Genomic DNA, 862 nt, shown 5'->3' on the forward strand with positions numbered 1-862 from the left:
TTCGCTACGCGGCGGCGGACATTGCCGCGCTCCTCACCGCGCCGGGGGAGAGCCCGCTCACGCCGACCGAGGAGCAGCGCGCGGTCATCGAGACCCCGCTGGGCGAGGCGACCCTCGTCGTCGCGGGGGCGGGCAGCGGGAAGACCGAGACGATGGCGAACCGGGTGCTCTGGCTCGTCGTCAACGGGCTGCTCCGCCCGGATCAGGTGCTCGGCCTGACCTTCACCCGGAAGGCCGCGGGGGAGCTCGGCATCCGGATCCGCGGCCGCCTCGCCACGCTCACCGAGGCACTGCGGGCGAGCCGCCCCGGCGAGACGGGGGAGCGCGCGGCGCACCTCGACCGGGTCCTCGACGGGCTGGAGGACGGCCTGAGCCTGCCCGAGGTGAGCACCTACAACTCCTTCGCCTCCGGCATCGTCGCCGAGTTTGGCCCCCAGGCGGGGCTGCCCGGCGGGGCCACCCTGATCGACCAGTCCACGGCCTGGCGACTGGCCCGCCGCGTGGTGACGGGCGAGCGCGATCCCGAGCTGACCGAGAGCGGGCTGAGCATCACCCAGCTCACCGACTTCGTGCTCACCCTCGACCGCGCGATGAGCGAGCACCTGACCCGGCCGGAGCGCGTTGCGCAGCTCCTCGACGAGTTCCGCACGATCTCCCGGCTGCCCTATAACGAGAAGGAGCTGCGCGGCGGCCCCGAGGCGATCTCCGGGAAGCAGTACAAGGCGGTGACCGACGCGCTGGAGGCGACCGCGAAGACGCCGCTGATCCTGCGGCTCACGCACCGGTTCGCGGAGGAGAAGCGCCAGCGCGGCATGATCGAGTTCTCCGACCAGCTCGCGCTCGCCCTGGACACGATCCGGCT

The 862-nt window shown here is 72.9% G+C and carries 1 protein-coding gene; it reads left to right on the forward strand.

Features of this window, described 5'->3' with window-relative positions; translation table 11 throughout:
- A partial coding sequence (locus OOT08_RS15080) for a UvrD-helicase domain-containing protein (protein WP_325093686.1) occupies positions 1–862 on the forward strand: 862 nt, incomplete at both ends.

Source organism: Leucobacter sp. M11, assembly GCF_035726885.1.
Lineage (GTDB): Bacteria > Actinomycetota > Actinomycetes > Actinomycetales > Microbacteriaceae > JAPFRB01.